The organism is Homoserinimonas aerilata (assembly GCF_006716125.1).
In the GTDB taxonomy this organism is placed as follows: domain Bacteria; phylum Actinomycetota; class Actinomycetes; order Actinomycetales; family Microbacteriaceae; genus Homoserinimonas; species Homoserinimonas aerilata.
Genome location: NZ_VFOM01000001.1, coordinates 678,518 through 699,308 on the forward strand (window position 1 = coordinate 678,518; position 20,791 = coordinate 699,308).

Genomic DNA, 20,791 nt, shown 5'->3' on the forward strand with positions numbered 1-20,791 from the left:
GCTTAGGCATGCCATACTTAGGCCATGCTTACTCAGACGCTCGTTGAGAAGGACGCCCGGCCGGCGTTCCGGCCCTACCTCGTCTCGGTCGTGAGCATCCGGCGTCTCTCGCCCCACTTCGTTCGGGTCACGTTCACGGGCGAGCTGCTCGATTTCTTCGGCACCGACAGGCTCGACCAGCGCATCAAGCTGATGTTCCCCGTCGAGGAGGGGCCGCACGCGGGCACCCTCAGCGATGTCGGAACGCACGACGAGGAGTCGGTTCTGCGCGGCGAATGGTACAGCATCTGGCGTGAGCTGCCCGACGAGCAGCGCAGCCCCATTCGCACCTACACGGTGCGCGCTGTTCGGCCGGAGCTGCGCGAGATCGACGTCGACATGGTCGTGCATGAGGTCGGCGGCGGCCCCGCATCGCGGTGGGTCGCGCGCGCCGTTCCCGGCGACGAACTCCTCATCATCGGTCCGGATGCCCGCAGTCTCAGTTCGGCGGTCGGCATCGACTGGCAGCCGGGTACGGCGACGCAGCAGCTGCTCCTCGGAGACGAGACGGCCGCGCCGGCCATCTGCAGCATCCTGGAGACGCTGCCGGAGGGTCACACCGCGCGTGCATTCATCGAGGTTCCGACTTCGGCCGATGTGCTCGAGCCGTGGCTCGCGCCGGGGGCGAGCGTGACGTGGCTGCCCCGCGACGGTCAGCCCGTCGGGGTTCTGCTCGAGGCTGCTCTGCGCGAGTGGGTGGCCGGCAATGGCGACGTGATCCGCCCCTCCCTGGCCGCGAGTGCGCAGGAGGTCGAGGAGATCGACGTCGACACGCAGCTTCTCTGGGATTCGCCGGGGGCTGCGCCGGGTGCGAAGTTCTACTCCTGGATCGCGGGGGAGTCGGCCGTCATCAAGACGCTGCGCCGCTTCCTCGTCACCGAGACGGGCATCGACCGCAAGCGGGTCGCGTTCATGGGCTACTGGCGGCTGGGCAGGGCCGAGGGCCAGTGACCGCCTGACGGCCGTAACCCTGTGTTCGCGGTCCCCGGCGGGGTAGATTGGCGCTCATGACCGAGTCACCGAACCCCGATGGGGCCCGTGCCCGTGAACTCGACAGCTCCGCGGTGTTCCACTCCTGGAGCACGCAGGGCGGGCGGGATGCCATCGCCATCGCGGGTGGGCTGGGCAGCACGGTCTGGGATCACGACGGCCGGCGCTATCTGGATTTCGCCAGCCAGCTCGTCAATGTCAACATCGGCCACCAGCATCCGGCCGTCGTCGAGGCCATCACGCGGCAGGCGGCGACGCTCGCGACGGTGGCGCCGAACCACGCCAATCTGGTGCGCGGTGAGGCCGCCCAGCGCATCCTCGACCTCGCGGGGCCCGCATTCAACAGGGTCTTCTTCACCAATGGTGGGGCGGATGCTGTCGAGAACGCCATCAGGATGGCCCGCCTCGTCACCGGCCGCGACACGGTGCTCTCCGCCTATCGCTCCTACCACGGCAACACGGGTGCGGCGATTGTGGCGACGGGGGACTGGCGCCGCATCCCCAACCGTTTCGCGCGCGGGCATGTGCACTTCTTCGGCCCGTATCTGTACCGCAGCGAGTTCTGGGCGGGCAGCCCCGAGGAGGAGTCGCAGCGCGCGCTGCGCCACCTGGAGCGCGTGATCGAGGCAGAGGGGCCGTCGACGATCGCGGCGATCCTGATCGAGGCCATCCCGGGCAGCTCCGGCGTGCTGGTGCCGCCGCCCGGTTATCTGAGGGGCGTGCGTGAGCTCGCGTCACGGCACGGCATCCTGCTCGTGATCGATGAGGTGATGAGCGGTTTCGGTCGGGCTGGCGAGTGGTTCGCGCACAGGGCAGACTTCGGCGACGGGCGAGAGTCTGTCGTGCCAGACCTTGTGACCTTCGCCAAGGGCAGCAACTCGGGTTATGTGCCGGCGGGTGGTGTGATCGTCTCTGAGGCGGTCACGGCCGCGTTCACCGACACGGTGTTCCCCGGTGGGCTCACCTATTCTGGGCATCCGCTCGCCATGGCCGCGATCGTGGCGACCATCGATGCGATGAAGGCGGAGGGGATCGTCGAGCATGCCGCGACGATCGGCGCCGAGCATCTCGGGCCGGGCCTGCGGGCGTTGGCCGAGGCGCATCCCGTGATCGGGGAGGTGCGGGGAATGGGCGTCTTCTGGGCGGTCGAGTTCGTCGATGATCCGGATGCGCGCACGCCGGTATCCGCAGCGTTCATGGCTGCGCTCGGGGCGGCGTTGAGGGAGCGCGGCTTCCTCCCGCTCATCGTCGAGAACCGCATCCATGTGGCCCCGCCCTGCGTCGTGACCCCCGCCGAGGTCGCCCGCGGGCTCGCCCTGCTCGATGAGGCCGTGACCGCCGTCGAGCAGCGCTGAGGGCACGGCTCGCAGCACTGACTATGATGATGCGGTGGCACATCACAATTCATCCCCCTGGTCGGTGGGAGTACTCGATCTCGTCCATCGTCCCGGCGAGATGCGCGAGCAGCAGCTTGAGCTCGTCGCAGACGAGCGTCTCGGCAACGCCGTCATCGGCATCGAGCCGGGAGCGCCCATCGACATCGACCTCCGCCTGGAGGCGCTGCACGACGGCATCCTGGTCACCGCGACGGTCGAATCGACGGCCTCGGGGGAGTGCGTGCGCTGCCTGATTGACGTGGCCGAGCCTGTCGAAGTCGAAATCCAGGAGGTTTTCGCGTACTCTGAGGACGAAGCTTTCGAGTATCAGGTTCAAGATGATCACGTGAATCTTGAACCGGTCATCAGGGATGCGGTCGTGTTGTCACTTCCGTTCCAGCCGGTGTGTCAAGAGGATTGCCTCGGCCTGTGCCCCCAGTGTGGGGTGCGGCTCCTCGACAACCCGGGCCATGAGCATGAAGAACCCACAGATCCTCGGTGGGCGAAACTTGCCGGCCTCGAAGGTCTGACCGAGGCCACAACCACCGACGTGATCGGCGAAGAGCCTGATGGCGACGCCGACAGAGAAAAGAGATAGCCATGGCAGTACCCAAGCGCAAGATGTCCCGTGCGAGCACCCGCGCCCGCCGCGCCCAGTGGAAGGCCACGCCTCCCACCCTGGTGAAGACCGTCGAGGGTGGCAAGGTTGTCTACAGCCTGCCGCACCGCGCGAAGGTCGTCGAGGACTCGGCCGGCACGCCCCTGTACATGGAGTACAAGGGCCGCAAGGTCGCAGACGTCTGATCTCGCTGAGAGATCTCCTTCTTCGGGGCAGCCGATGACTTCCCGCGGCGCACGTGCCGGCAGCAACTCTGCCGGCTTTCGTGCTGCTGCTGAACTCGCCGAGAAGCTCTCCGTCGATGTGGGCCTCGAGCTGCTCGAGCTGGCCCTCACCCACCGCTCGTACGCGTACGAGAACGGTGGCGGGGGTCACAATGAGCGCCTCGAGTTCTTGGGCGACTCCATTCTGGGGCAGGCCGTCACGGTCATGCTCTACAACGAGTACCCCGACCTCGATGAGGGTGACCTCGCCAAGCGGCGGGCGAGCCTCGTCAGCAGTGTCGCGCTCGCACAGATCGCCCGAGGCATCGGCTTGGGCGAGTTCATCCGCCTCGGTCGAGGCGAGGAGCTCACGGGCGGCCGCGACAAGGGCTCGATCCTTGCGGACACGGTCGAGGCCGTCATCGGCGCGACCTTCCTGAGTGTCGGCGATGACGAGGCGACGGCACTCGTGCTGCGTCTCATCGAGCCGCTCCTGGCCGACCCGGATCGTTTCGGCGCAGCCATGGACCCCAAGACGAGCCTGCAGGAGCTTGCGGCGAAGTTGGGCAGGGGAGCGCCCGACTACCAGATCGCCGACAGCGGCCCCGACCACTCCAAGCGTTTCTACGCGACCGTCGTCATCGATGGCGGGGCGGTCGCATCCGGTGGCGGCAGCAGCAAGAAGCAGGCCGAGATGGCGGCCGCCCTCGAGGCCTGGACGATCCTCCAGACCTCCGCCTGAGCATCCGCCGTGCCCGAACTGCCCGAGGTTGAAGTGGTGCGCGTCGGCCTGGCGCCGGCCGTGAGCAGGGCGAGTGTCGCATCCGTCGTCGTATTCGACGAGCGTTCGCTGCGTCGCCATGACGGCCCGTCAGAGGATTTCGTGCACCGCCTGACCGGGCAGGGTTTCGCTTCGGCTGAGCGGCGCGGCAAGTTCCTCTGGTTGCCGCTCGCCGGCACCGAGGAGGCCCTCGTCGTGCACCTGGGTATGAGCGGGCAGGTGCTGCTGCGCGAGAGGGGCGTCGATGACAGGCTCACGCGCATCCGTCTCGACATCGAGCATCCGGAGCACGGGCCGCTGCGGCTCAATTTCGTCGACCAGCGCATCTTCGGCTCCATGGCGATCGACCGCCTCGTGCCCACGCCCGACGGCCCCGATCTGGTGCCGTCGCAGGTTTCGCACATTGCACGCGATCCGCTCGATGAGCGCTTCGACGACGGACTCTTCTTCAGGCGCCTCGCCGCCCGGCGCACGGGAGTCAAGCGGGCGCTGCTCGATCAGGGTCTGGTGAGCGGCATCGGCAACATCTACGCCGATGAGGCGCTGTGGGCGGCCCGCATCCACTACGAGCAGGCGACGGATGCTCTCAGTCGCGTGCGCGCGCGGCGGCTGCTCGCCGAGGTGCGGCTTGTGCTGGCGAAGGCCCTCGCCGAGGGTGGCACGAGCTTCGACACCCAGTACCTCAACGTGAACGGCGAGTCGGGTTATTTCGCGCACTCGCTCAACGCCTACGGGCAGCAGGGCCGGCCGTGCCCGCGCTGCGGACGCCTGATCGTGCGCGAGCAGTTCATGAACCGCGGTTCGCACCTCTGCCCGTTCTGCCAGCGCAGGCGCTGACGCAGAACCCGCGTCTCAGGCGAGAGACCGCTTCCAGGAGCCCTCGTAGCCGACTGGCACGAAGCCGATCGCCTCGTTGACGTCGAGCATGTGGCGGTTCTCCTCCGCGTTCCAGGTGTAGACCGACGGATGCCCCGGCGCGCTCTCCTTGAGGAGGCGCAGATTGGCCGCCTTCACGAGCATCCCGAGCCGCCGCCCGCGGTGCTCATGCAGCACGAGCGTGCTGTTGTTGAAGGCGGGGCGACTCGTGTCGTGCGCGGTGACCAGCTCGGTGAAGGCGACGAGCGAATCGGATGCCACGTGGCGTGCGGCCGTGATCATCCAGTGCCGCCCCTCGGAGAGCCTGCGACGGTCGAGGTCGCGCACCCGCTCCTCGTCCCACAGCTCCGGCTGGTGGTCGGTCTCGCCGAGCGGAACATCCGTGCTCATCCTCTGCTGCAGCGCCGCGATGTCGCCCAGCCGCCTCTCGGGGGTCGCGCCGACCCACTGTTCGAGTTCGTAGCCGGGAGGGGCATCCGGAACCTCGCGCCCTGAGGGCAGCGGCAGGCGGCTCATGCGGTCGACCTGGGCCAGCTCGAAACCCTTCGCCGCCAGGAAGCGGGCCCCGGGGTCGTCGCGGGGCACCGAACCGAAGCCCGTCGGGGAGTCGATGCGGTCGCCGCCCATCATGCTGTGCATCGCGAACGATTGCACGATGCTGCGTCCGTCGGCCACGGCGATCTCGAGTGCCCGCTCGAACAGCTGCGTGCCGATTCCGCGTCGACGGAACTCGGGCAGCACCTCCGCGGTGACCCAGGCCGAGCGCAGATCGTCGCCGCTCTGCAGTTCATGGAGGGAACGCCCGACGATGCGCCCGTCGCCCCGGGCGACAAAGAGCCGCAGAGGCTCGTAAGGGTTGCTGTTCTGCGCGAGGATGACCGCCGGCGTCTCGGCAAGATCGTAGTTGCCGACCGCGGCGGCCTCGATCTCGTTGCGCACCGCCACCATCTCGGCGAAGGCGGCGCCCTCGGGCCCGTCGAGGCTCGCGGGCAGAGGCATCTCCTCGATCGTCACGTCGGTCATGGCGGCTTCCTTCCGGTTGTCGGATGTCGTTGCGGATGCTGTGGGCACGGTTCGTGCGGTGCGCGCCTGTGTGAGGGCAGCCGATCAGGCTACAACCGCTCGCAGGGCACCACCAGTGCGTCTTGTGTCATAGCGGCGTCGCTGTCGGGCCCCGCCCGCCGTGTCCGGTACCGTTGTGCAATGAGTTTCGGGCGTACGAGGAGGCACAGAGCATGTACCTGAAGAGCCTCACGCTCAAGGGATTCAAGTCCTTCGCCCAGCCCACGACCTTCCAGTTCGAGACCGGTGTCACCTGTGTTGTCGGCCCTAACGGCTCCGGCAAGTCGAATGTCGTCGACGCGCTCGCCTGGGTGATGGGGGAGCAGGGCGCGAAGACGCTGCGCGGCGGCAAGATGGAGGACGTCATCTTCGCCGGCACCTCCACGCGCGGCCCGCTCGGCCGTGCCGAGGTCATCCTCACGATCGACAACTCCGACGGCGCCCTGCCGATCGAGTATTCCGAGGTCACGATCAGTCGCACGCTGTTCCGCAACGGCGGCAGCGAGTACGCCATCAACGGGGAGTCCTGCCGCCTGCTCGACGTGCAGGAGCTGCTGAGCGATTCGGGGCTCGGGCGCGAGATGCACGTCATCGTCGGCCAGGGGCAGCTCGACGCCGTTCTGCGTGCCAGCCCGGAGGACCGCCGCGGTTTCATCGAGGAGGCCGCGGGCATCCTGAAGCATCGTCGCCGCAAGGAGAAGACGATCCGCAAGCTTGACGCGATGCAGGCGAATCTGACGCGCCTCAGCGATCTGGCCGGTGAGATCCGGCGGCAGCTCAAGCCGCTCGGGCATCAGGCGGAGATCGCCCGTGAGGCGCAGTCGATCGCCGCGATCGTGCGCGACGCACGGGCGAGGCTCCTCGCCGACGAGGTGGTCACGCTGCGCGAGGCTCTCACCCTGCACAGCCGCAGCGAGTCGGAGCGCAAGACGGAGCGCATCGTTCTGCAGGAGCAGCTCGATCAGGCGAAGCTGCGTGAGGCGCGCATCGAGCAGGCGCAGGTGGGTGACGCCGTCGACCAGGCGCGCCGGGTCGCCTTCGGCCTTGAGAAGGCTCAGGAGCGGCTGCGCAGCCTCTACAACCTCGCCAATCAGAAGCTCAGCATGCTCGGCTCGCAGGCGGAGGTTGCGGATGCGGCCCCCGGCGTGACGCCGCAGATGGTGGCGGATGCCCGTGACGAGGCGTCGAGGCTGGCCGACACGATCTCCGAGGCTGAGGAGGCGTGGCGCGAAGCGCAGTCCGCCACGGCGGAGGCGCGTGCCGCCCTTGACGGGCTCGATGAGGAGATCGCCCACCAGAGTTCGCTCGTCTCCAAGCACGACCTCGAGCTCTCGAAGCTTGCGGGGCAGGCCGACACGGCCGGCTCCCGGCTCGCCGCGGTTCGTGGTGAGGTTCTGCGCCAGCAGAACGCGCTCGATGCCGCCCGCGCGCGCCGCCAGGATCTGCAGCAGCAGCTCGAGCTGGTCGAATCGGAGGCGACGCTCAGCGACTCCGGCGAGACCGACCTCGATGCGATCTATCAGACCGCCCAGGCCGAGGTCGTCAGCGCTGAGGCGGAGATCGACACGCTCCGCGAGAGCCTCCACGACCTCGAGCGGGAGCGTGACGCGCTCGCCGCCCGCCAGAACGCGCTCTCCAGCGCGCTCGACCAGAAGGACGGCTCGAGCGCTCTCGTCGCGGCCCGCCGCCCGGGCATCCGCGGGCTTGTCGCAGAGCACATGCAGGTGCAGCCCGGCTATGAGGCGGCCATTGCGGCCGCCCTCGGCTCGCTCGCTGACGCGGTGCTCGCCGATGACCGCGCCGCCGCGGTGGATGCCCTCGGCTTCGCGGGTGCCGACGAGCTCGGCCGGGTCGAGCTCGTGCTCGCCGACGACCCCAGCGGGTTGAAGAACGACGAACGAGCGTATCGGAACCTCACCCCCGAACAGCTCCCACCCGGCGCAGTCCCCGCCCACACGGTCGTGACCGCGCCCGCCGGCGTGCTCGGGCTGCTCGACTCTGTCGTCATCGCCGACGATCTCGACGCCGCACGCACCGCATGGAACACGCTCGAGGCATCCGCTGCCCCCTTCGTGACCGTGATCACGAAGTCCGGTGATGTTCTGAGCCGCTACGTGCTGCGTGGGGGTTCCGGTGCGAAGCGATCCCGTGTGGAGCTTGTCGCCGACCGTGATGCGGCGAAGGATCGCCTCGGCGAGGTCACCTCGCTCATCGAGCGCGCCCGTTTTGCGCTCGCAGAGCAGCGCGGCACCCTGCAGACCGCCAAGGAGCAGTCGGTGCGCGCCCTGAAGGAGTTGCGCGACTTCGACTCTCAGCTTGCGGCGCAGTCCGAGAAGCTGAACCGTGCCAGGGTGCAGGCCGAGGCATCCGCAGCCGAAGCCGAACGTCTCGAGAAGGGTCTCGCGCTTGCCGCCGATGCGGTGGCGGATGCCGAGACGGCGGCCGAGCGCGCGAAGGCAGAACTCGAGACGGCCCGGTCGAGGCCGAGGCCCATGCTCGATGTCGCCGCCCGCGACGGACTCGCCGATGAACTGGATGCCGCCCGTGAGGCGGAGGTCGAGGCGCGACTGCAGGTGGAGACCGCCCGTGAGCGTGTGCGCGCGCAGGAGGCGCGGGCGAAGCAGCTCGAGCAGCAGCTCGAAGCGGAACGTGCCGCCGCGGAGCAGGCCGCCCGGCGTGCCGTCATCCGTCGTCGCCAGGCGGAGGCCGCGCAGAGTGTCATCGACGCGCTGCCGGCCGTGCTCGACGCCGTCGACCGCTCGGTGTCGGAGGCGCGCGTGCGGCTCGCGACGGCCGAATCGGAGCGTGCGGCACAGAACGAGGAGCTTGCGGAGCTGCGGCGGGGCGAGGCCTCCCTGCGGGAGCGGCTCACGTCGGTCAGCGAGACCGTGCACGGTCTCGAGATGCAGATCTACGAGAAGAAGCTGCACCTGTCGTCGCTGTTGGAGCGGGCAGGGGAGGAGCTGGGGCTCGTCGAGGATGTGCTCGTGGCCGAATACGGGCCCGCCGTGCCCATCCCGCCGGATGCCGCATCCGTGGCGTCACCTTCCGCAGGAGAAACTGAAGGACACGCCGAGCTCGAGACGGTGTCAGACGGCGTGTCGGATGCTTCTCCTGCTGAAGCAGACAGCGGCACCCTCTTCGTCCGCTCCGAGCAGGAGACCCGCCTGGCGCGCGCCGAGCGCAAGCTCGCCCAGCTGGGTCGCGTGAACCCGCTCGCGCTGGAGGAGTTCGCGGCACTCGAGCAGCGGCACAAGTTCCTGACGGAGCAGCTCACCGATCTGACGAACACCCGCAAAGACCTGCTGACGATCATCGAGGAGATCGACGAGAAGATGCAGGACATCTTCTCGAGTGCCTTCGACGACACGAAGGCCGCGTTCAATCAGGTGTTCCCCATCCTGTTCCCGGGCGGTTCCGGCAGCATCCACCTGACCGATCCCGACAACATGTTGACGACGGGCATCGAGGTGTCGGTGCGCCCGGCGGGCAAGAAGATCGAGCGCCTGTCGCTCCTGAGCGGTGGCGAGCGGTCGCTTGCGGCGGTGGCGCTGCTGATCGCGATCTTCAAGGCCCGACCGAGCCCGTTCTACATCATGGATGAGGTGGAGGCGGCGCTCGATGACGCCAACCTGGGTCGCCTGCTGCAGATCTTCGAGGATCTGCGCGAGACGAGCCAGCTGATCGTGATCACGCATCAGAAGCGCACCATGGAGATCGCGGATGCCCTCTACGGTGTGTCGATGCGGCAGGACGGTGTGAGCGCGGTCGTGGGCCAGCGCGTCGTCGCCCCGGAGGAGCGCACGGCCTAGCCACCGCCGCATCCGGCCTCGAGCATCCGGCCCCGCCGAAAACGAAGGACAATCTGCGGCGATCTGCCCCGCGGTGCGCATCCGGGGTCGTATTCGGCAGTTTGTCCTTCGTTTTCAGCAGGGCGTCGACGGCGGCGATGGCCGACGGATGCCTAGACTTGCGCGGTGACGGATCTCCAGAAGCTGCAGCGCAGCACGGTGTGGGTGCTGGCCTCCGCGCAGGTCGTGGGCGGGCTGGGCATCGGGGCGACGGTGTCGGTGGGCGCGCTGCTGGCCGCATCCGTCTCCGGTTCGGATGCCTGGTCGGGCATGGCCGCCACCATGTCGACGCTCGGCGCGGCCGTTCTGGCGTTGCCGCTCGCACGCTTCGCCGCCTCACGCGGCCGACGCGCGGCGCTCGGAACGGGTTCGGCGCTCGCCGCAGCATCCGCCGTGCTGCTGGTCGTTGCGGCGTCGGCCGGTTCGTTCCCGCTGCTGCTGCTCGCCTTCGCGCTCGCGGGGGCCGGCTCGGCCACGAACCTGCAGGCGCGTTTCGCGGCGACCGATCTGGCGCTGCCGGCCCATCGCGGGCGCGACCTCTCGCTGGTGGTGTGGTCGACGACGATCGGTTCGGTTCTGGGGCCGAACCTGATCGAGCCGGGGGAGGCCATCGGCCGCGTTCTCGGCCTGCCCGAGCTGACCGGGCCGTTCGTGTTCACTCTCGTGGCTCAGCTGTTGACCGTCACCATCTATGCGGTCGGGCTGCGACCCGACCCGCTGCTGACCGCCCGGGCCGCGCTCGGCGCCGTGACTGCGGAGCGGCCTCGGCTGGGGTTCTCCACGCTGCGCGTGAACGGGCGGGCACGGTTCTCGGTGGGGGCGGTCGCGCTCAGCCACGCGACCATGGTCGCCGTCATGTCGATGACGCCCGTGCACCTGTACGGGCACGGGGCGACGCTCGCGATCGTCGGCTTCACGATCAGCCTTCACATCGCCGGAATGTACGCGCTGTCGCCCGTGTTCGGATGGCTGGCCGACCGGCTGGGGCGGCTGCCGGTTCTGCTGGGCGGGCAGGCGCTGCTGCTGGTGTCGCTCGTGCTGACCTGGGTGGGCAGCGAGTCGCACGAGCTTGTCGTGCTGAGCCTGGTGCTGCTCGGGCTGGGGTGGTCGGCGTCGACGATCTCGGCATCGACCATGCTTGTCGATTCGGTGCCGGTCGGCGACAGGCCTGGCGTGCAGGGCGTGTCCGATCTGTGTATGAATCTGGCCGGCGCTGCGGGTGGTGCTCTGGCCGGCCCCGTCCTGACGGCGTTCGGCTATTCGGGGCTCGGCGTCGCCTGCATGGCGCTTGTGGCGGGCGTCGTCGTGTGGGCGCTTCTGCGGGCATCCGCTCGCGTGACGCTGCCGCAGCCCTGAGCCATCGCATCCGGCTGCTGCCAGCGCATCCGGCTCATCATCGAATACTGTGCGGCGGTGAACCTCAGACGAGCGCGTCGAGCGGTTTGCTGTTGACCCCGGTGACGCGCCAGCCGCTGCCGTCGTGTTCGAGCGTCGACACGGAGCCGTTGACGATCTGGTCGAGCGGGCGCCCGGCGAGGTCCGCGAGCGTGTACCGGATGATCGTGCCGTGGCAGACGATGACGACGTTGCGGCCGCGGTATTCCTCGGCGATCAGCTCGAGTGCCGCCTTTCCGCGCTCGACGACGGAGTCGAGCGATTCGAGCCCCGGGTAGTCGCGGCCTTCGCCCCAGCGGTCGCGGATGTCAGCGGCGGTGAGCCCTTCGGCCTCCCCGTAGTGTCGTTCGACGAGCAGGTCGTAGCTGCTGCCCAGTTCGATGCCGAGCCCCTCGGCGATGATCGCGGCGGTCTCGCGGGCCCGGCCCAGCGGCGAGCTGACGATGACATCCCATTCGGCGTTCTCGGGCCGGAAGTCGCCGAGCACGGCGACCGCGTCGCGGGCCTGCCCGCGGCCCACATCGTTGAGCGGGATGTCGGATGTTCCCTGCATGCGTCCTGCGGCGTTCCAGTCGGTCTGGCCGTGGCGGATGAAGGCGATCGTCATGGAGCTCGTCTCTGCTGGGGGATTTCGTCCATTCTCCCAGATCGAGCGAAGCGCATCATGAACTCACATGGTGGCCCGGATGCTCGTGGTCGCGCGAATTAGGATGGGGGGCATGGCAGATCGCACCCCCTGGTCCCTGTCGGGCGCCCTCCGCGGCATGTTCGCGAAGAAGACAATCGACGACGACACGTGGGAGGACCTCGAGGATGCGCTCATCGGCGCAGACTTCGGGCCGACGATCACCGATTCCGTCATCGATGAGCTGCGCGAGCAGGTGCGCAAATACGCCACGACCGATCCAGATGATCTGAAGCGGATGCTGCGCGAGAATCTCGAGGAGCGCCTCGCGAGGCTCGACCCCACCCTCACCCTGTCGGCCCGCCCGGCCGTCGTGCTCGTGGTGGGTGTGAACGGCGTCGGCAAGACGACCACGATCGGCAAGTTCTCGAGGTTCCTGGTCACGCGCGGCCGCTCGGTCGTGGTGGGCGCCGCCGACACCTTCCGGGCTGCCGCTGTGGAGCAGCTGGCGACCTGGGCTGAGCGCGGTGGCGCGCAGATCGTGCGCCCGCAGCAGCAGGGCCAGGATCCGGCATCCGTCGCCTTCCAGACGGTGGAGAAGGCGATCGCGGAGGGCATCGACATCGCCGTGATCGACACGGCTGGCCGACTGCAGACGAAGAGCGGCCTCATGGATGAGCTCACGAAGATCCGTCGCGTCATCGAGAAGCAGACGGAGATCGCCGAGGTGCTGTTGGTTCTGGATGCGACGACAGGGCAGAACGGGCTCGCTCAGGCGGAGGCGTTCATCGAGCACGCCGGAGTGACGGGCCTCGTGCTGACCAAGCTGGACGGCTCGGCGAAGGGCGGCTTCGTGCTCGCCGTGCAGGAGCGCACAGGCATCCCGATCAAACTGGTCGGCCAGGGCGAAGGCATCGGCGACCTCACGGGTTTCACCCCGCACGTCTTCGTGCAGAACCTCGTCGGCTGAGAGCGGGCAGGCTTCGAGACGATCGCCGTAGACGGCGATCCCTCAGCCAGCGGGTGGCCTGCCGGTTGAGGAGGCGCGCCAGCGCCGTCTCGAAACCGGCCGGTGCCGTCTCGAAACCGGCCGGTGCCGTACCCGACGCCTCAGCCGCCGAGCGCGGCCCGGTGGGTCGCACTGTACCCGCGGTAGTGCTCCGCGTTCTGTCTGATCTTCTCGCGTTCGGCATCCGTCAGTTCGCGGCGCACTTTCGCGGGCACGCCTGCGACGAGCGATCCGGGTGGCACGATGGTGCCTTCGAGCACGACGGCACCGGCCGCGACGAGCGAGCCTGCGCCGATGACGGCACCGTTGAGCACGGTCGCGCTCATGCCGATGAGGCAGTCGTCTTCGATGGTGCAGCCGTGCAGCACGGCCGCGTGTCCGACGCTGACGCCCGCTCCGATGGTGGTGGGGATTCCGGTGTCGCAGTGCACGGTCACGTTGTCCTGCAGGTTGCTGCCGGCGCCGAGTGTGATGCTGTCGACATCCGCCCGCAGCACGGTTCCGTAGAAGACGCTGGAGTCTTCTGCGAGCGTCACTCTGCCGATGAGGGTGGCGTTCGGCGCGACCCAGGCGGTGTCGGCGATGGCGGGGGAACTGCCTTCGATGGTCACGAGCAGCGGCGTCGGTGTCATACAAGTTAAACTAGGGGCACCATGGCCACTTTTGGAAACCTCACCGACCGCCTCGCGGATACCTTCAAGAACCTGCGCGGCAAGGGAAAGCTCAGCCCCGCCGACATCGACGGCACCGTGCGCGAGATCCGCCGGGCATTGCTCGATGCGGATGTCGCGCTCGACGTCGTCAAGGAGTTCACCGGCAAGGTGCGCGAGCGTGCCCTCAGCGATGAAGTCAGCAAGGCCCTCAATCCGGCCCAGCAGGTTGTGCAGATCGTCAACGAGGAGCTCGTGGGAATCCTCGGCGGTGAGCAGCGCAGGCTGAGGTTCGCGAAGACGGCGCCGACCGTGATCATGCTCGCGGGCCTCCAGGGTGCCGGTAAGACGACGCTCGCGGGCAAGCTCGCGAAGTGGCTGGCGGGCGAGGGCCACACGCCGCTGCTCGTCGCGGCTGACCTCCAGCGCCCGAACGCTGTGACGCAGCTGCAGGTCGTCGGCGAGCAGGCCGGCGCGCAGGTGTTCGCGCCCGAGCCCGGCAATGGCGTCGGCAACCCGGTGAAGGTTGCGAAGGATTCGATCAGGTTCGCGAAGGACAAGCAGTACGACGTGGTCATCGTCGACACGGCCGGCCGTCTCGGCGTCGATGCCGAGCTGATGAAGCAGGCGGGGGACATCCGCAAGGCTGTCGACCCGGATGAGGTGCTGTTCGTCATCGACGCGATGATCGGTCAGGATGCTGTCGCGACGGCGAAGGCGTTCCAGGATGGCGTCGATTTTACGGGCGTGGTGCTCACGAAGCTCGATGGCGACAGCCGTGGTGGTGCCGCCCTGTCGGTGGCGTCGGTGACGGGTCGCCCGATCATCTTCGCCAGCACGGGCGAGCGCTTGGAGGATTTCGAGCCGTTCCATCCGGAGCGTATGGCCAGCCGCATCCTCGACCTGGGTGACATTCTCACGCTCATCGAGCAGGCGCAGAAGAACTTCGATGAGGAGGAGGCGAAGAAGGTTGCGGAGAAGTTCGCGACCGACAGCTTCACGCTCGAGGACTTCCTCGCCCAGATGCAGCAGCTCAAGAAGATGGGGTCGCTCAAGGGCATGCTCGGCATGCTGCCGGGTGCGCGCGGCATGAAGGAGCAGCTCGAGAACTTCGACGAGTCGGAGCTGACCCGCACGGAGGCGATCATCCAGTCGATGACGCGGTCGGAGCGGCTGCAGCCGAAGCTGCTGAACGGCTCGCGGCGCCTGCGCATCGCGCGCGGTTCTGGCACGACGGTCACGGAGGTCAATGCTCTTGTGAACCGTTTCGAGCAGGCGGCGAAGATGATGAAGACCGTCGCGAAGGGTGGCATGCCGCAGATTCCCGGAATGGGGCCGATCCCCGGCGCCGGTTTCGGTGGCGGCCGTGGCAAGCAGCAGGCGAAGAAGAAGTCGTCGAAGTCGGGCAACCCTGCCAAGCGGGCGGCCGAGAATGCCAGGTTCGCTGCGGGCGCCCCGGCGGCGTCGCAGGCCCCTTCGGGTTCGGGCTTCGGTCTGGGTGCCGGCAAGGATGGCCCTTCGGAGGACGAGCTGGCGACGCTTCAGCGGATGCTCGGCGGCCGACAGTAGTCCCAGCGCGCCTTCGAGTGGCCAATTCTCGTCCGAAGAGCGGCCGGGATGGGCGGATGTTGACCGCTCGCGGTCGTGAGAGAGCGCGTCAGTCTTCGGGCGTGATGAGTGAGCGCCCGTGTGCCTCGTCGAGGGTCATCCGGTAGACGCGCTGCGTATCCCATGGCCGCGCCCAGCCGAGTTGCTCGAAGAGGTGTGCGAGCAGGTTTCCGGTGAAGCCCCACACCCAGCCTGTCGGCAGCCGGAAGCCGTGGCTCCGGAAGCCTCCCATCTCGACCATGGCCCGTGCGCTGTCGTCGAGCATGGTGTCGACGGAGACGCGCAGCGTGTGGAGCACTTCGCCGGGCACGATCGAGTCGGCCGCGATGGCGTCATCCGCCCATCCGATGACGGGGGTGACGACGAAGTTGCTGACGGGCACGAGCACGGGCGGCAGCGCGCCGAGCACGGTGACCCGGTCAGGTCGGATGCCGGTCTCCTCGTGCGTCTCGCGCAGCGCGGCAGCGATGGGCCCGTCGTCGCTCGGCTCGATCCGCCCGCCGGGCAGCGCGATCTGGCCGGGGTGGTCGCGCAGCAGGGGTGAGCGTTGCACGAGAAAGAGGTCGACGTCCTGCCCGCTGCCGGGCGTGAACAGGGCGAGCACGCCCGACTGGCGGTAGCCTTCGGCGGCGACGGGGTCGTAGGCGTGGGGGCCGGCGAGGGGCGTGAATCTGCCGTCCCTCGCACGTGAGGCGAGCTCGTCGAGGTCCCTGCGGTGGGTGCTGCTCACCCGCCCAGCCTACGTGCGAGTTGTTCCCGGTGGTGGGAGGGGTGCTCAGCCGCGAGAGGCGGTGACGGATGCGCGCGGGCCGACGGGCCAGCCTGCCGCGGGCCGCAGGCGGTTCAGCCTGATCGCATCCGCATAGTGGGCGAGGAGGGCATCACAGACGGCCGTCCAGGAGCGGTCGCGCACGGTCTCTCGTGCGGCGAGGGCGAAGGCGGCGCGCTTCGCATCGTCTCCGACGAGGTCGGCGACGCGCATCCGCATCTCGTGCAGGTTGCCCGGTGTGTAGAGCCAGCCGGTGCGGCTGGAGTCGACGAGGTCGAGGGGACCGCCGCGACCGGTGGCGATGACGGGCACGCCGCTGGCCATGGCCTCCTGGATGGTCTGGCAGAAGGTCTCGAGTTCGCCCGGGTGTACGAAGACGTCGAAGGATGCGATGGCGCGGGCGAGTTCGTCGCCGCCGAGGAATCCGGTGAAGTGGGCTGTCGGCATGAGCTGTTCGAGGCGTGCCCGCAGTGGTCCGTCTCCGACGATGACGAGCCGCACGTCCGGCAGGGTGGCGATGACGCGCAGGTCTTCGACCTGTTTCTCGGCGGCGAGGCGCCCCACATAGCCGACGATTCGCTCGCCGTGGGGGGCGATGCGTGCGCGCCACGCCTCGTCGCGCTTCTCGGGGGTGAACCGGGCGGTGTCGACGCCGCGCGTCCATTTGCGCAGCCGGTCGATCTGGTGGTCGTGCAGTTGCGACAGCGCGTAGCTGGAGGGGGCCAGGTTGAGGGTGGCGCGCTGGTGGATGCGCTGCACCTGCTGCCACAGAAGCGGCTCGGCGAGGGGGAATCCGTATCTGCTCGCGTAGGCGGGAACATCCGTCTGGTAGATGGCGACGGTGGGGATGCCGAGCTGTTCGGCGGCGAGCATGGCCTGCAGGCCGAGCACGAAGGGTGAGGCGAGGTGCACGACGTCGGGCTGGAAGCCTCTCAGCAGCCGCACGACGCGGCCGACCGTGACGGTGGCGATGCGCACATTCGGGTAGCGGGGCAGCGCGAAGGCGGGCAGCCCTTCGATGTTGTAGCCGGCGTGTTCGCTCGGCAGTTCGGCTGCGCGGGGGGCGAGCACGAGCACGTCGTCTCCGCGTGCGGAGAGATGATCGATGACCCGCAGCAGCGAATGGGTTACCCCGTTCATGTGCGGGAGGAAGGACTCGGCGATCAGCGCGACTCTCACCACTGCAGACTCTCAGGCGGGGTTTTCGTGGGGGCTTCCCGGCGGTGTCGTGTCGGTGAACGGGCGATGAAGACATCCGGATGCCTCGGGCCGAGCGCAGGAACGGATGCGGTTCTGCCGTTCACGGGTGAAGAACTGCCATGATTCCCGCGATCGCGCGGCGATGTCGGTGGCCACGGCTAACGTGTGAACGTGACCGCATCCGCACCTCCCACCCTGCTCGCGCGCGAGCCCGCGGCCGGCCCCGATCTTCGGGTGCTGGCGGCGATCGTCGTGACGGTGCTGGCCTGGGCGAGCGCCTTCGTGGTCATCCGCGGTGTCATGCCGTATTTCTCGGGTGGCGGGCTCGCGCTCGGCCGGCTTCTGGTCGGCACGGTCGGCCTCGCCCTGCTCATGATCGGCCGCCGCTGGGTGCTGCCCCGTGGCCGCGACTGGGCGCTCATCGCCGTGTACGGGCTCGGCTGGTTCGGCGTCTACAACGTGGCCCTCAACATCTCCGAGACGACGCTCGATGCGGGCACGACGTCGATGCTCGTGAACATCGCGCCCATCCTCATCGCGTTGGGCGGTGGCATCATCCTGCGCGAGGGCGTCACACGGTGGCTCGTCATCGGTGCCGGTCTCGCCTTCTTCGGGGTCGTGCTGATCGCCCTCGGCACGGGGGTCGGCGGCTTCGGCGACGGCTCCGGGGTGTGGTGGGTCCTCCTCGCCGCCGCCGTCTACACGGCGGGCGTTCTCTGTCAGAAGCCGGCGCTGCGCCGCATCCCCGCCTCGCAGCTGACGTTCATGGGGTGTGCGATCGGCGCGCTCGCCTGCCTGCCGTTCACGCCCGCTCTGCTGGGGGAGTTGGCGGATGCTCCCACCGGCGCGATCCTCGGCGTCGTCTACCTGGGGCTTGTGCCCACGGCGATCGCGTTCAGCACCTGGGCCTACGCGCTGGGCCGGATGCCCGCGAGTCGTCTGGGCGTGACGACCTACGCAGTACCGCCCCTCGTCGTCGTGATGGGTCTTGTGGCCTTCGGCGAGGTGCCTGCGCCGCTCGCCATCGTCGGGGGCATCGTGTGCCTCGCGGGGGTCGCCGTCAGTCGCAGGATGCCTCGCACACGAGCGGATGCCATGCCACGACCAGGCGGAGTACGCAGCGGCTCCGATTCTCTGGCAGAATAGGACGTTGAGCCCGCGTCATCCGACCCTCTAATCAGATGCCGCGTGCTTCCTTAGACCTTTCTGGCCGAGTGTGCCCCCACGCTCACGGCTGTCAGTTCGCTCCCATATCTAGAAACACAGGAGAATTGTGGCTGTAAAGATTCGTTTGAAGCGCATGGGCAAGATCCGCGCTCCGTTCTACCGCATCGTCGTCGCCGACTCGCGCACCAAGCGTGACGGTCGCGTCATCGAGGAGATCGGCAAGTACCACCCGACCGAGGAGCCCTCGTTCATCGAGGTCAACTCCGAGCGTGCGCAGTACTGGCTCAGCGTCGGCGCGCAGCCGACCGAGCAGGTCGCCGCACTGCTGAAGCTCACGGGCGACTGGGGCAAGTTCAAGGGCGACGCCAAGGCCGTCTCGACCGTCAAGGTGAAGGAGCCCAAGGAGGCTTTCGTCGCCGACGAGAAGAAGAAGCCGGTTCTCAAGCCCAAGGCTGCCGCGCCCGCCAAGGTCGAGGAGGCCCCCGCTGAGGAGCCTGCCGCCGAGGAGGCCGCTGTCGAGGCTCCCGTCGAGGCCGCTGCAGAGGCTCCTGCCGCAGACGCCGACAAGGCGTAGCACGTGCTCGCAGCCGCTCTCGAGCACCTTGTCAAGGGGATCGTCGATCACCCTGACGATGTCGTTGTCGTCGCACAGAACTCTCCGCGTGGTGAGGTCCTCGAGGTTCGCGTGAACCCCGAAGATCTCGGCCGCGTGATCGGTCGCGCTGGTCGCACGGCCAAGGCTCTCCGTACCCTCGTCTCGGCTCTCGCCGATGGCAAGAAGGTGCGCGTCGATGTGGTCGATACCGATTTCTAGAGAAGCAGCCCCGCACGAGACCCAGCTTCGGGTCGGTCGGCTCACGAAGGCCCACGGCCTGAAGGGCGCGATCAAGATTGAGCTGTACACGGATGACCCGGGGCGACGTTTCGTCCCGGGCGCCGTGTTCACCCTCCAGGTTCCCGCCACGTCTTCGTGGCACGGTAAGACCATCGAGCTCATCGAGCTCAAATGGTTCAACTCGCATCCGGTCGCGTTCTTCAAGGACATTCCCGACCGCACGACGGCGGAGTCGCTCGTCAAGGCGATCCTCTGGGTCGACCATGACGCATCCGAGGTCAGCGATGAGGAGGATGCCTGGTTCGACCACCAGCTGGTCGGACTGGCCGTCGTCCGTGATGGCCGCAAGATCGGCTCGGTCACGCTTGTCGAGCATCTTCCCGCCCAGGATCTCCTGCACGTCGAGACGGAGTCCGGTGAGGTGCTTGTGCCGTTCGTGAAGGCCATCGTGCCGAGCGTCGACCTCAAGTCCGGCACGATCACGGTCACCCCGCCTGCGGGCCTCTTCGAGGAGCTCCCCGAGGATGCGGCACCGGAGTCACCGGCCGATCCCGCCTAGTTTTCGGCACGGCACAAGGCATACGGCATCCGGCTCACAGCCCGTGACTGCCGCTGTGCGGCAAAGGTAACGCGGCCGAACGATTCGAGACACCAGGGCGAAATGCCCGGCGCATAGCGTCGGTGGCAGCCGCAGCTCGCGGCGGTGCAGTGATCACGCTGCAGCCACCTGATGCCCTCGGAGTGTGTCCTATGTCCTATGTGAAACCGGCCGATCTCGTCACGGCGATGATCGACGCAGGCCAGTCGAAAGTGCTCATGTCGACCCGCGACACCCTGGTGCGCGCGACCATGGCGGGGGCGCTGCTGGCCCTCGGGGCGGCCTTCGCCATCACGGTGAGTGTCACGACGGGCATCCCGCTGCTGGGGGCCGTCCTCTTTCCTGTCGGATTCATCATGCTCTACCTGCTCGGCTTCGATCTGCTGACGGGCGTCTTCGTGCTCGCCCCGATGGCGTGGTTCGACAGGCGCCCCGGCGTGACGGCGGGTGGGGTGCTTCGCACTTGGGGTCTGGTGTTCGTCGGCAACTTCTTCGGCGCTTTCGGGGTGGCCGTTCTGATGGCGATCGTCGTCACCTACGGGTTCTCGGTGTCGCCGAACGAGGTGGGCGTCGCGATCGGCCACATCGGTGAGGGGCGCACCCTCGGCTATGCGGAGCACGGTGCCGCGGGCATGCTCACCCTGTTTGTGCGCGGGATGCTGTGCAACTGGATGGTCTCGCTCGGTGTCGCGGGTGCCATGATCGCCGGCAGCGTGCCGGGCAAGGCCCTCGCCATGTGGATGCCCGTCATGCTGTTCTTCTTCATGGGGTTCGAGCATTCGATCGTCAACATGTTCCTCTTCCCCTCCGGTCTGCTGCTCGGCGGTGAGTTCACGATCGTCGACTATCTGGTGTGGAACGAGATCCCCACCGTTCTCGGCAATCTTGTCGGCGGGCTGCTCTTCACCGCACTGCCCCTCTATCTGACGCATGCCAGAACGAAGGCGGCGCGTGACGTCGCGTTCGCGCAGGCGGGCCCGTCACGGCAGCGGTGGGTGCGCATGCCGCGGCGCGGTGGGGCACCGCTGCAGCCACAGGAACAGGCACCGGCACCGGCACAGGACCAGCGCATCCCCGAAAGCGAGGGTGTGCGCTGATCGCTCGTTTCACAGCCTGCTGAACGGCCCGGACTCCACGA

20 protein-coding genes are annotated in these 20,791 nt (G+C 68.2%); 15 read left to right on the top strand and 5 right to left on the bottom strand.

What is annotated here, in order from left to right; genetic code table 11:
* Positions 1–24: 24 nt before the first annotated feature.
* The 6 genes from FB562_RS03170 to mutM all read left to right on the top strand — a co-directional run bounded on the left by FB562_RS03170 (position 25) and on the right by mutM (position 4,845).
* Positions 25–990, top strand: a complete 966-nt coding sequence (locus FB562_RS03170) for a siderophore-interacting protein (RefSeq protein ID WP_141879812.1) — start codon at positions 25–27, stop codon at positions 988–990.
* A 56-nt stretch (positions 991–1,046) separates the two neighbouring features.
* On the top strand, positions 1,047–2,384 hold the full coding sequence (locus FB562_RS03175) for an aspartate aminotransferase family protein (protein ID WP_141879813.1): 1,338 nt from the start codon (positions 1,047–1,049) through the stop codon (positions 2,382–2,384).
* A gap of 100 nt (positions 2,385–2,484) precedes the next feature.
* A complete protein-coding gene (locus FB562_RS03180; protein WP_141879814.1) occupies positions 2,485–3,003 on the top strand; it encodes a YceD family protein in 519 nt (172 codons plus the stop codon).
* A gap of 2 nt (positions 3,004–3,005) precedes the next feature.
* Positions 3,006–3,209: a 50S ribosomal protein L32 gene (gene rpmF / locus FB562_RS03185; protein ID WP_141879815.1), complete on the top strand. Its 204-nt coding sequence runs from the start codon at positions 3,006–3,008 to the stop codon at positions 3,207–3,209.
* Between the two features lie 34 nt (positions 3,210–3,243).
* Positions 3,244–3,969: a ribonuclease III gene (rnc, locus tag FB562_RS03190; protein WP_141879816.1), complete on the top strand. Its 726-nt coding sequence runs from the start codon at positions 3,244–3,246 to the stop codon at positions 3,967–3,969.
* 9 nt (positions 3,970–3,978) lie between these two features.
* The gene (mutM, locus tag FB562_RS03195; protein WP_141879817.1) at positions 3,979–4,845 is read left to right on the top strand and encodes a bifunctional DNA-formamidopyrimidine glycosylase/DNA-(apurinic or apyrimidinic site) lyase; all 867 of its coding nucleotides are present in this window, start codon (positions 3,979–3,981) and stop codon (positions 4,843–4,845) included.
* Between the two features lie 15 nt (positions 4,846–4,860).
* Here mutM and FB562_RS03200 read toward each other — a convergent pair whose 3' ends face one another.
* Positions 4,861–5,907, bottom strand: a complete 1,047-nt coding sequence (locus FB562_RS03200) for a GNAT family N-acetyltransferase (RefSeq protein WP_141879818.1) — start codon at positions 5,905–5,907, stop codon at positions 4,861–4,863.
* Positions 5,908–6,119: 212 nt separating this feature from the next.
* Between FB562_RS03200 and smc the strand changes: the two genes are divergently transcribed.
* Together smc and FB562_RS03210 are read left to right on the top strand one after the other, a co-directional pair.
* Positions 6,120–9,758 carry a chromosome segregation protein SMC gene (gene smc, locus FB562_RS03205; RefSeq protein ID WP_141879819.1) on the top strand — a complete coding sequence of 1,213 codons (3,639 nt, stop codon included), beginning with the start codon at positions 6,120–6,122 and terminating at the stop codon, positions 9,756–9,758.
* 165 nt (positions 9,759–9,923) lie between these two features.
* Complete coding sequence (locus FB562_RS03210) at positions 9,924–11,153, top strand: MFS transporter (protein WP_141879820.1); 1,230 nt, start codon at positions 9,924–9,926, stop codon at positions 11,151–11,153.
* A gap of 64 nt (positions 11,154–11,217) precedes the next feature.
* Here the strand turns inward: FB562_RS03210 and FB562_RS03215 are convergent, their stop codons facing one another.
* On the bottom strand, positions 11,218–11,799 hold the full coding sequence (locus FB562_RS03215; protein ID WP_141879821.1) for a histidine phosphatase family protein: 582 nt from the start codon (positions 11,797–11,799) through the stop codon (positions 11,218–11,220).
* A 112-nt stretch (positions 11,800–11,911) separates the two neighbouring features.
* Between FB562_RS03215 and ftsY the strand changes: the two genes are divergently transcribed.
* Positions 11,912–12,787 (top strand): signal recognition particle-docking protein FtsY, encoded by an 876-nt coding sequence (gene ftsY, locus FB562_RS03220; RefSeq protein ID WP_141879822.1) that lies wholly within the window; start codon positions 11,912–11,914, stop codon positions 12,785–12,787.
* Positions 12,788–12,927: 140 nt separating this feature from the next.
* On the opposite strand, the gene FB562_RS03225 is transcribed toward ftsY, so the two are convergent.
* Positions 12,928–13,458, bottom strand: a complete 531-nt coding sequence (locus FB562_RS03225; protein WP_141879823.1) for a gamma carbonic anhydrase family protein — start codon at positions 13,456–13,458, stop codon at positions 12,928–12,930.
* Positions 13,459–13,479: 21 nt separating this feature from the next.
* Between FB562_RS03225 and ffh the strand changes: the two genes are divergently transcribed.
* On the top strand, positions 13,480–15,045 hold the full coding sequence (gene ffh / locus FB562_RS03230) for a signal recognition particle protein (RefSeq protein WP_141879824.1): 1,566 nt from the start codon (positions 13,480–13,482) through the stop codon (positions 15,043–15,045).
* Positions 15,046–15,133: 88 nt separating this feature from the next.
* Here ffh and FB562_RS03235 read toward each other — a convergent pair whose 3' ends face one another.
* Both FB562_RS03235 and FB562_RS03240 read right to left on the bottom strand, forming a co-directional pair.
* A complete protein-coding gene (locus FB562_RS03235; protein ID WP_141879825.1) occupies positions 15,134–15,814 on the bottom strand; it encodes an NUDIX hydrolase in 681 nt (226 codons plus the stop codon).
* A gap of 45 nt (positions 15,815–15,859) precedes the next feature.
* Positions 15,860–17,032, bottom strand: coding sequence for a glycosyltransferase family 4 protein (locus FB562_RS03240; RefSeq protein WP_141879826.1), 1,173 nt, complete (start codon positions 17,030–17,032; stop codon positions 15,860–15,862).
* Between the two features lie 192 nt (positions 17,033–17,224).
* On the opposite strand from FB562_RS03240, the gene FB562_RS03245 reads away from it, so the two are divergent.
* From FB562_RS03245 to FB562_RS03265, 5 genes are all read left to right on the top strand, one after another.
* Entirely contained in the window at positions 17,225–18,199 is a 975-nt protein-coding gene (locus FB562_RS03245) for a DMT family transporter (RefSeq protein ID WP_246081322.1), read from the top strand.
* A 127-nt stretch (positions 18,200–18,326) separates the two neighbouring features.
* Complete coding sequence (gene rpsP, locus FB562_RS03250) at positions 18,327–18,794, top strand: 30S ribosomal protein S16 (protein WP_141879827.1); 468 nt, start codon at positions 18,327–18,329, stop codon at positions 18,792–18,794.
* Between the two features lie 3 nt (positions 18,795–18,797).
* Complete coding sequence (locus FB562_RS03255; RefSeq protein ID WP_141879828.1) at positions 18,798–19,034, top strand: RNA-binding protein; 237 nt, start codon at positions 18,798–18,800, stop codon at positions 19,032–19,034.
* On the top strand, positions 19,012–19,614 hold the full coding sequence (gene rimM, locus FB562_RS03260) for a ribosome maturation factor RimM (protein ID WP_141879829.1): 603 nt from the start codon (positions 19,012–19,014) through the stop codon (positions 19,612–19,614). Before FB562_RS03255 ends, rimM begins: the two co-directional genes overlap by 23 nt.
* A gap of 191 nt (positions 19,615–19,805) precedes the next feature.
* Positions 19,806–20,750, top strand: a complete 945-nt coding sequence (locus tag FB562_RS03265) for a formate/nitrite transporter family protein (RefSeq protein WP_141879830.1) — start codon at positions 19,806–19,808, stop codon at positions 20,748–20,750.
* The last annotated feature ends 41 nt before the right edge of the window (positions 20,751–20,791 follow it).

What these genes read in the sequence shown, in the direction of transcription:
- FB562_RS03170 (WP_141879812.1), top strand. Translation starts at nt 25, where the DNA reads ATGCTTACTCAGACGCTCGTTGAGAAGGACGCCCGGCCGGCGTTCCGG.
- FB562_RS03215 (WP_141879821.1), bottom strand. Translation starts at nt 11,799, where the DNA reads ATGACGATCGCCTTCATCCGCCACGGCCAGACCGACTGGAACGCCGCA.
- smc (WP_141879819.1), top strand. Translation starts at nt 6,120, where the DNA reads ATGTACCTGAAGAGCCTCACGCTCAAGGGATTCAAGTCCTTCGCCCAG.
- FB562_RS03200 (WP_141879818.1), bottom strand. Translation starts at nt 5,907, where the DNA reads ATGACCGACGTGACGATCGAGGAGATGCCTCTGCCCGCGAGCCTCGAC.
- FB562_RS03180 (WP_141879814.1), top strand. Translation starts at nt 2,485, where the DNA reads ATGCGCGAGCAGCAGCTTGAGCTCGTCGCAGACGAGCGTCTCGGCAAC.
- rnc (WP_141879816.1), top strand. Translation starts at nt 3,244, where the DNA reads ATGACTTCCCGCGGCGCACGTGCCGGCAGCAACTCTGCCGGCTTTCGT.
- rpmF (WP_141879815.1), top strand. Translation starts at nt 3,006, where the DNA reads ATGGCAGTACCCAAGCGCAAGATGTCCCGTGCGAGCACCCGCGCCCGC.
- rimM (WP_141879829.1), top strand. Translation starts at nt 19,012, where the DNA reads ATGTGGTCGATACCGATTTCTAGAGAAGCAGCCCCGCACGAGACCCAG.
- ftsY (WP_141879822.1), top strand. Translation starts at nt 11,912, where the DNA reads ATGGCAGATCGCACCCCCTGGTCCCTGTCGGGCGCCCTCCGCGGCATG.
- ffh (WP_141879824.1), top strand. Translation starts at nt 13,480, where the DNA reads ATGGCCACTTTTGGAAACCTCACCGACCGCCTCGCGGATACCTTCAAG.
- FB562_RS03225 (WP_141879823.1), bottom strand. Translation starts at nt 13,458, where the DNA reads ATGACACCGACGCCGCTGCTCGTGACCATCGAAGGCAGTTCCCCCGCC.
- FB562_RS03175 (WP_141879813.1), top strand. Translation starts at nt 1,047, where the DNA reads ATGACCGAGTCACCGAACCCCGATGGGGCCCGTGCCCGTGAACTCGAC.
- FB562_RS03265 (WP_141879830.1), top strand. Translation starts at nt 19,806, where the DNA reads ATGTCCTATGTGAAACCGGCCGATCTCGTCACGGCGATGATCGACGCA.